The organism is Phenylobacterium sp. (genome assembly GCF_044236515.1).
GTDB lineage: Bacteria > Pseudomonadota > Alphaproteobacteria > Caulobacterales > Caulobacteraceae > Phenylobacterium.
In genome coordinates, this window is the sequence record NZ_JBIIGK010000143.1 from 1 (window position 1) to 7,784 (window position 7,784).

Here is a 7,784-nt window from a genome sequence, read left to right on the forward strand (position 1 = left end):
GGGTGTAGACGGTCATGTTCTGGAAGGTGGAGACGGCCAGCAGCTGTCCCGCGCGGGTCAGCTCGGCCACCGTGATCGTCGAGGCGATCGAGGAGTCCTTCAGCAGCATGATCGAGGTGTTGCCGAACGGCGGCAGGGCGGTGCGGATCGCCAGCGGCAGCATCAGCCGCATCATGATCTTGCGCTCGCTGAGGCCCAGCGACTGGGCGGCCTCGACCAGGGCCGGATCGACGCTCTCGAAGCCGGCCCGGAAGTTCTCGGCCTGGTAGACCGAATAGGCGAGGCCCAGGCCGATGATCCCGGCCGGCAGGGCGTCAAGGCTCAGGCCGAACTCCGGCAGCACGAAGTAGACGTAGAACAGCTGGACGATGATCGGGATGCCCCGGATCACGTTGATCACCGTGCGGCTGAAGACCCTGAGCGGCGCGAAGCGCGAGCGGCCCAGCACGGCCCAGAACAGCCCCAGCACGATGCTGAGCAGCAGGGCGCCGACCGTGACCTGGACGGTGACCAGCAGGCCCTTCAGCAGCAGCGGAAGGAACTCGATCGAGCGGGCGAAGAAATCCTCGGGCATCTCAGAGACCCCAGGTCCGAAGGACCTCGGCGATCTTCGTCGCCTTGATCCGGCCGATGGCGGCGTTCAGACGCTTGAGCAGTTCAACCTCCCCCTTGCGAACGATGAGACCCACCTCCTCCAGTTCCGCCGGCCGGTAGCCGGCGGCGATGGCGAGGGTCTCGCTGCGGGTGACCCGCAGGTAGTAGCGGATGATCGGCTCGTCGCCGTAGGCGATGTCCAGGCGGCCAAGGCGCAGGTCGCGCAGGATGTCCGCCAGGCTGTCGTAGGTCTTGAGCCCCTCGACGCCGGCGGCGTCGAGCTGGTCGACGAACCGGGTGCCGACCTGGGCGCCGACCCGCAGACCCTTCAGCTGCTGAAGGCTGTTGAAGCGGCCGGCTTCGGCGACCGGCGCGACGATGGCCCCGCCGTAGGCGTAGACCGGGGTGCTGAAGTCGACGACCTTCTCCCGCTCCGGCGTCCGCAGCATGGCCGCCGCGATGATGTCGATCTTGCGCGCCGTCAGCGACGGGATCAGGGCCGAGAACGAGGAGACCTGCATCTCGACCGGGAACCCCGCCTCGGCGGCGACCGCCTTGGCGATGTCGACCATGGCGCCGGTCAGCCCATTGGTGCGCACGTCGAGGAAGCTGAACGGCACGCCGGTGGCGGTCGAGCCGACCACGAACCCGCCGCTTTTCCGGATGTCGACCTTGGGTTGGCAGGCGCTCAGCGCCAGGCCGGCGCCGGCGAGCCCGGCGAGCACGTCGCGGCGCCCCGGCGCGGCGGCGGCGGGCGTGTCGGAAACGGCCGGAAGGAGCGGTCGAAGGGGCACGGCGGACTCGTCGAAAGGCGCTGCTTGGTGTCCCAGGCGCGCTCGGATTCAAAGATGATAAGTCGTTCGCGATCGGTGTTTTTTGGTCACCGATCGCGCCCGGGTAAGCTTACGGAGCCTGATAGGCGACCTTGCCGCCGAGGATCGTCATGGCGACCGCCGTGTCGGGAAGCTTGTCCTTCCCGACGGTCAGCGGATCTTGCGACATCACCACCATGTCGGCCAGCTTGCCCGGCTCGATGCTGCCGCGGCTGTCCTCCAGGAAGCCGGCCTCGGCAGCCCAGATGGTGAACATCTTGATGGCCTCCATCGGGGTGATCGCCTCTTCAGGCTGGACCACCGTGCCGAACTTGGTGTCGCGCCGCACAGCGCGCGAGATCGAGAAGATCGGCGGCGTGGCGAAGTTCTGCGTGCCGACGGTGTCGACGCCGCCGATCGGCTTCAGCCCACGGTCGATCAGCGTCCGCAGGGCGAAGAACTTCACGTCCGGCTCTTTGACGTTGACGTCGGTCAGCCGCCATAGGAACGCCGACTGCGGCGAAGGAATGATCCCGTCCTGCACCATCCGCCGCAGGCGCTCGTCCGTGCGTTGCGGGTCTTGGGTCAGGAAGTGGCCGAAGTGCTCGATCCGGTGGCGCGCGTCCTTGCGGGGCGTGACCTTCTGGGCGTTCTCGTAGGCGGTCAGGACCATATCCTGCGCGCGGTCGCCGTTGGCGTGGATCTGGATCTGCCAGCCGGCCTGGTGGGCCGCCAGAACCTGCTTGTTCAGCGACTCCTGCGTATAGGCCGTGCCGCCGACGTTGTTGGGGATCCAGGTGGTGCCCGAGCCGTTCCAGAACGGCTTCCAGACATAGGCCGTGGTGCCCCACACGCCGTCGGCGATGAACTTGATGGAGCCCATCTTGATCCAGTCGTCGCCGAGGCCGGTCCGAAGGCCGGTTCGCAGGATGGCGTCGAGCTGCGGCTCGCTGCGCACCATGTAGCTGATGCGGATGCGGGTCGGCAGACGGCCCTCGTCCTGTAGTTCTTGGTAGGCTTTGACCGTCAGCGCGTCGGCGTGGTCGTAGACGGTGGTGACGCCCTTCTTGAGGTAGAAGTCCTCGAGGATCGCGCGGACGCCTTCCTTGTTCTCCGCCTCCGTCAGCTCGCGCCGCTTCGGCCAGGGGGCCGGCGCATCGCGGATGATCGCCACCTCGCCGCTCTTGGTCCGCTCGTAGCGGCCCATGCCGTCCGGATCCGGATAGTCCTTGGTCAGGCCCATCTCCATCGCCGCGCGGTGGTTGATCAGGTGATCGTGGACGCTCCACTGCAGCTCGACCGGATGGTCGGGCAGCGCCTTGTCGAGCTGTTCGCGCGTCGGCATCACCTGGTTGTAGGTGCCCTGCCCGACGATCCATGTCCCCTTCGGCAGCGTCGCCGCCTTGGCCTTCAGGACCTCGACGATGGCGTTGGCGTCCTTCAGCGGCGGCACCTGGATGTTGACGTTCAGCGCCTCGACCTTGGCCATGCCCGCGATGTGCGAGTGGGAGTCGATGAAGCCCGGCAGCACCGTCTTGCCACCGACATCGATGACCTTGGTGTTCGGCCCGCGCCAGTCGGCCAGCGACTGGGCGTCGCCGACGGCGACGATGCGCTCGCCGCGCACGGCCACGGTGGTGGCGATCCGCCCGGCGGCGTCGACGGTGACCACCTTGCCGTTGGTGACCAGCAAGTCGGCGTAGCCGTGGGCCGGCTGGGCCAGCGCCGGGGTCGACAGGGCCGCCGCCGCGGCGGCGGCCAGGAGCATGCGTCGAGAGGTCATTTGCCGGCCTTTCTTTCGTACACGAGCTTCCCATCCAAGATGGTCATGTCGACCTGGATGTCGGGGAGGCGCTTGGCGCCGACAGTGAGGGGGTCTTCGGACATGACGATCAGGTCGGCGAGCTTGCCCACCTCGACGCTGCCGCGGGTCTTTTCGATGAACCCGGCATAGGCCGGCCAGATCGTGAAGAGCTTGATTCCCTCCATGACGGTCGCGGCCTCCTGGGGCTGCACCACCTTGCCGTACTTGGTGTCGCGGCGGACGGCGCGGCTGATCGAGAAGATCGGCGGGGTCGCGTAGTTCTGCGTGCCGATCGTGTCGACCCCGCCGGACAGGCGGATGCCCTCGTTCAGCAGGGTGCGGATCGGGAAGAACTTCACGTCCGGCTCGAGGACGTTGGTGTCCGTCAGCCGCCACAGGAAGGCGACCTGCAGCGAGGCGATCACCTTGTCCTGCACCATCCGGGCGAGGCGTTGCCGGGTCCGTTCCGGGTCCTGGGTCAGGAAGTGGCCGAAGTGCTCGATCCGGTGGCGCGCGTCGGCCCGCGGATTGGCGCGCTGGGCGGCCTCGTAGGCGTCGAGCACCATGTCTTGGCCGCGGTCGCCGTTGGCGTGGACCTGGATCTGCCAGCCGGCGTCGTGGGCGGACTTGATGAAGGTGTTGAACTCTTCCTGCGAGGGCCAGTTGGTCTTGCCCGTATTGTTCGGCATCCAGGTGGTGCCCGAGCCGTTCCAGAACGGCTTCCAGACGTAGGCTGTGGTGCCCCACACCCCGTCGGTCATGGTCTTCAGTGCGCCCATGGCCAGGTAGTCGTCCCCAAAGCCCTGGCGGACGCCGGTGCTCAGGATGTCGCTGAGCTGCATCGGGATCTCACGGCCCGGCACGCTCGGCCGCGGCTCCATCAGCACCCGGGTGGGCAGCTTGCCCTCCTGGTAGAGGTCCTGGTAGGCGCGGAACGTCGGCGGTTCCGACATGTCGTAGACGGTGGTGACCCCCTTCTTCAGATAGAAGTCGTCGAGGATCATCCGCACCGCGGACTTCATTTCTTCGTAGGTCTGGGGCTTGCGCACCCATTTGACGTCGGCGTCGCGGGCGATGGCCACTTCGCCGTCCTTCGTCCGCTCGAAGATGCCGCGCCCGCCCGGGTCCGGGGCGTCCTTGCCCAGGCCCAGTTCCATCGCGGCCTTGTGGTTGATCAGGTGGTCGTGGTTGCTCCACATGAGCTCGACCGGGTTGTCGGGGAATGCCGCGTCCAGCTGCTCGCGGGTCGGCATCAGCTGGTTGTAGGTGCCCTGACCGATCAGCCAGGCGCCCTTGGGCAGGGTGGCGGCCTTGGCCTTCAGCACCGCGATGATCGCGTTGGCGTCCTTCAGCGGCGGGGCCTGGATGTTGATGAACTGGGCCTCGACCAGGGCCATGCCGGCGACGTGCGAATGGCCGTCGATGAAGCCGGGCAGCACCGTCTTGCCCTTCATGTCGAGCACCTTGGTGCCCGGGCCGCGCCAGGCGGCGATCTCGGCGGCCGAGCCGACCGCGGAGATGCGGTTGCCGTTGACCGCGACGGCTTGGGCGATCGTCTCGTTGGGGTCGACCGTGACCACCTTGGCGTTGGTCAGGATCAGGTCCGCGTAACCCGCCGCCGGCTGGGCCGCCGCGGACGTGGCAGCGGCGCATAGAGCAGCCGCCCAGATTCCATGAATGACCTTCATCCCACCCTCCCCGAATACTTGGGGAGAGGGCGCTCACCCTCTCCCCTTTACCGTATTAATAACGATAGGTTGCCTGAAGGCCAAACACACGCGGTTTGGCCGCGGCGCCGAGCCAGAGCGGACCGCGCTGGTAGTAGGGGGCGTTGCCGACCCAGGAGACATTGTTCAGCGCATTTTCGACATAGGCTTCCAGGGTCACCTCCGGAGTCAGGTCGACGCCGGCGCGAATGTCGAGCTGCGAGGCCGCGTAGGTCCCCTCCGTCCGCGTCGGGTCATAGACCGACGAAGGCGGGTTCTGGTGCGGGAACGGACCGTTGTTGGCGCTCTTCGAGCTGTACTGGACGCGGGCGAAAGCCTCGCGGTCGCCCATCACCGTGAAGCGGTAGTCGGCCGACAGGTTCACGGTCCACGGCGTGGCGCCCAGCGTCTGGCCTTCGAACACCAGCGGCGCCGTGCCGACGATGATGGTGTCGGTGTAGTAGGCGTCCGTGTAGCCGACCGCGGCGTTCAGCGTCAGGCCGTCCGTCACCCGGAAGCTGACGTTGATGTCGCCGCCCTTGCTGATCGCCGAGGCGGTGTTGGCCACCAGGCTGAAGGCGCAGGGAAGGCGGATCTGCTGCTGGATATTGTTCCACTTGGTGTGGAACACCGAGGCCTGGAACGACAGCCGACGGTCGAGCACCGAGCTCTTCACGCCCAGCTCGTAGCTGCTGGTCGTGTCGGAGTCGTAGGTGTTGCCGCCCCTGATCCCCAGAACCTGCAGGTCGGCCTCGCAGATGTCCGGCACGGCCTTGTTGACGCCGCCGGTCCGGTAGCCCTTGGCCCACGAACCGTAGACCAGGGTCTCTTCGCTCTGTTGCCACGAGATGGCGACGCGCGGCGTGAACGGGGTATCCTTCAGCGAGCCGGCCGCCGTGGCCACGCCGCCCGTGTAGGAGACGCCGCGCTCGATGATATCGAAATCGAGGGTGTCCTTGGAGTAGCGGCCGCCGACGCTGACCGTCAGGGTGTCGATCACCTTGAAGTCGACGTTGCCGAACACCGCCGTGGTTTTCTCGATGGTGTTCTCGTTGCCGTAGTAGCGGTGGATGCCGTCGACCATGAACGGGGCGGCCGGCAGGGGCCGGCCGAAGCGGATGCGATAGGCGTCCGGATAGTGGGCCGAACTGATCGGCACGTCCGACTTCAGCGAGCTGCGCGAGTGATAGACGCCTGCCGTCCAGCGCAGGCGCGCTTCCGGGTCCGAGCTCGAGGCGCGGAACTCCTGGGTTTGCAGGCGCTGCTCGGCGTCCGGGTTCTGGTAGGTGAACAGCTGGCGGCCGGCGATCACCGGATAGAGCCAGTCGGCGCCCAGCGACACGCGGTCGTTGTTGTGGATCGCGTCGTTCACCTGGTTCACGTGGCGATAGAAGTACGAGCCGACGGCGGTCAGGGTGACGGGGCCGGCCTCGGCGGTCACCTTCAGGGCCGGCAGGTAGAACTTGTCGCTGCCCGGCTGCGGCAGGGTCGCATAGCTGATGAAGTTGCCCTTGTCGGGGTTGGCCGGGCCGAGTGGGCACGGGCTCAGCGACGGCTGCAGGGCGATGGTCGGCGGGCAGACGGTGTAGAGCGCCGGCCGGTCGTTCGTCTTGACGTTCTGGTAGAAGATGCTGGGCTGGATTGACAGCCAGTCGGTCGGCGCGAAGTTCAGCACGCCGCGGAAGATCGAGGCTTCCGAGGAGTTGCTGTTCTTCTCCCGGTCGGCCGGGTTCTGCCAGCTCTGGCGATCGATCCAGCCGCCTTCGTTGCGCTGCTGGATGCTGGCGCGGAAGCCGAGCTTGTCGCGGATGATCGGCCCGCCGACCGCCACGCCGATTTCGTAGCTCGGGTCGCCGTCCTCGACGATGCTGGCCCGGGCACGGGCCAGGACGCTGTAGTCGGTCAGGCTCGGCGTCGGGGTGATGAAGCGGATCGCGCCGCCCTGCGAGCTGGCGCCGAACAGGGTGCCCTGCGGCCCGCGCAGCACTTCAACGCGCTCCAGGTCGAAGATGAACGGGATGGTGCTGCCGGCGTAGTTGATCGAAGCGTTCCGGGCCTGGATCGGCGTGTCGTCGATGTAGACCGCGGCCGTCGCCGCGCCGGCCGTGGACTCGATGCCGCGGATGGCGATCCGCTGAACCGCTTGGCGGCCGGTATCGACGGGGATGTCGACACCCGGAGTCTGCAGGGCGATGTCGCGGATGTCGCGGATGCCCTTGCGATCCATCGCCTCCTGGGTGAAGGCGCTGATCGACAGCGGCACGCGGCCGAGCTGCACCGATTGCCGCGTCGCGGTGACGACCAGTTCGGAGACTTCGGCGGAGGCGTCCTCCTGCGCGAAGGTCGAGGTGCCGATGAGGCCGGCGAGCACGCCGGCGGCCGCGCCTGCGAGCAGGCGGTGACGTTTGAGGTTGGCCATTTGGTTGAACTCCCCTGTTGCCGCGCGGCTTTTGGCGTCGGCTGCTCTGTTCCCGGAAGACTTTCCGGTTTGGCCGGGCTGCGGGAGGTGTGAAAGGTCGAGGTGGTGTTGTCGAAACGTCAACACCCGGGCCCTTGACGCCCCGGGGCCCCGGCGGCCAGCCTGTCCGGCGTCATGCGTATCCTGAGATTTGCCGCCCTCGCCGCCGCGCTGCTCGCCGCCTCCCCCGCCTCCGCCGGCGCGGACGCCGGCCTGCTGGGCCGCCTCGTCGGAAAGCCGTTCGTCGTCCCGGACGCCGGCGGCGCCCCCGCGCCCTTCGCCTTCCGCGGCCCGAAGCCGGACGTGATCGAGGTCGAGGTCGCCGGCCAGGTGATCCAGCGATACCGCGTCGGTCAGGACGGCCGCGGCGATCACGTCAATCCGGGCGCGCCGGCGGTCGTCGCCCAGAC

At 67.7% G+C, this 7,784-nt stretch carries 6 protein-coding genes; 1 reads left to right on the forward strand and 5 read right to left on the reverse strand.

The features are described 5' to 3' along the window. From ACILRF_RS12960 to ACILRF_RS12980, 5 genes are all read right to left on the reverse strand, one after another. A partial coding sequence (locus ACILRF_RS12960; RefSeq protein WP_395673532.1) for an amino acid ABC transporter permease occupies positions 1 to 574 on the reverse strand: 574 nt, incomplete at its 3' end. Position 575: 1 nt separating this feature from the next. Continuing rightward, positions 576 to 1,388, reverse strand: coding sequence for a substrate-binding periplasmic protein (locus ACILRF_RS12965; protein ID WP_395673534.1), 813 nt, complete (start codon positions 1,386 to 1,388; stop codon positions 576 to 578). Between the two features lie 109 nt (positions 1,389 to 1,497). Continuing rightward, positions 1,498 to 3,189: an amidohydrolase gene (locus ACILRF_RS12970; RefSeq protein WP_395673536.1), complete on the reverse strand. Its 1,692-nt coding sequence runs from the start codon at positions 3,187 to 3,189 to the stop codon at positions 1,498 to 1,500. Beyond that, on the reverse strand, positions 3,186 to 4,898 hold the full coding sequence (locus tag ACILRF_RS12975; protein WP_395673538.1) for an amidohydrolase: 1,713 nt from the start codon (positions 4,896 to 4,898) through the stop codon (positions 3,186 to 3,188). The genes ACILRF_RS12970 and ACILRF_RS12975 overlap by 4 nt, the downstream gene beginning before the upstream one ends. Before the next feature lie 55 nt (positions 4,899 to 4,953). Then, a complete protein-coding gene (locus ACILRF_RS12980) occupies positions 4,954 to 7,335 on the reverse strand; it encodes a TonB-dependent receptor (protein ID WP_395673540.1) in 2,382 nt (793 codons plus the stop codon). A gap of 174 nt (positions 7,336 to 7,509) precedes the next feature. Here ACILRF_RS12980 and ACILRF_RS12985 point away from each other — a divergent pair. Next, a partial coding sequence (locus ACILRF_RS12985; RefSeq protein ID WP_395673542.1) for a hypothetical protein occupies positions 7,510 to 7,784 on the forward strand: 275 nt, incomplete at its 3' end.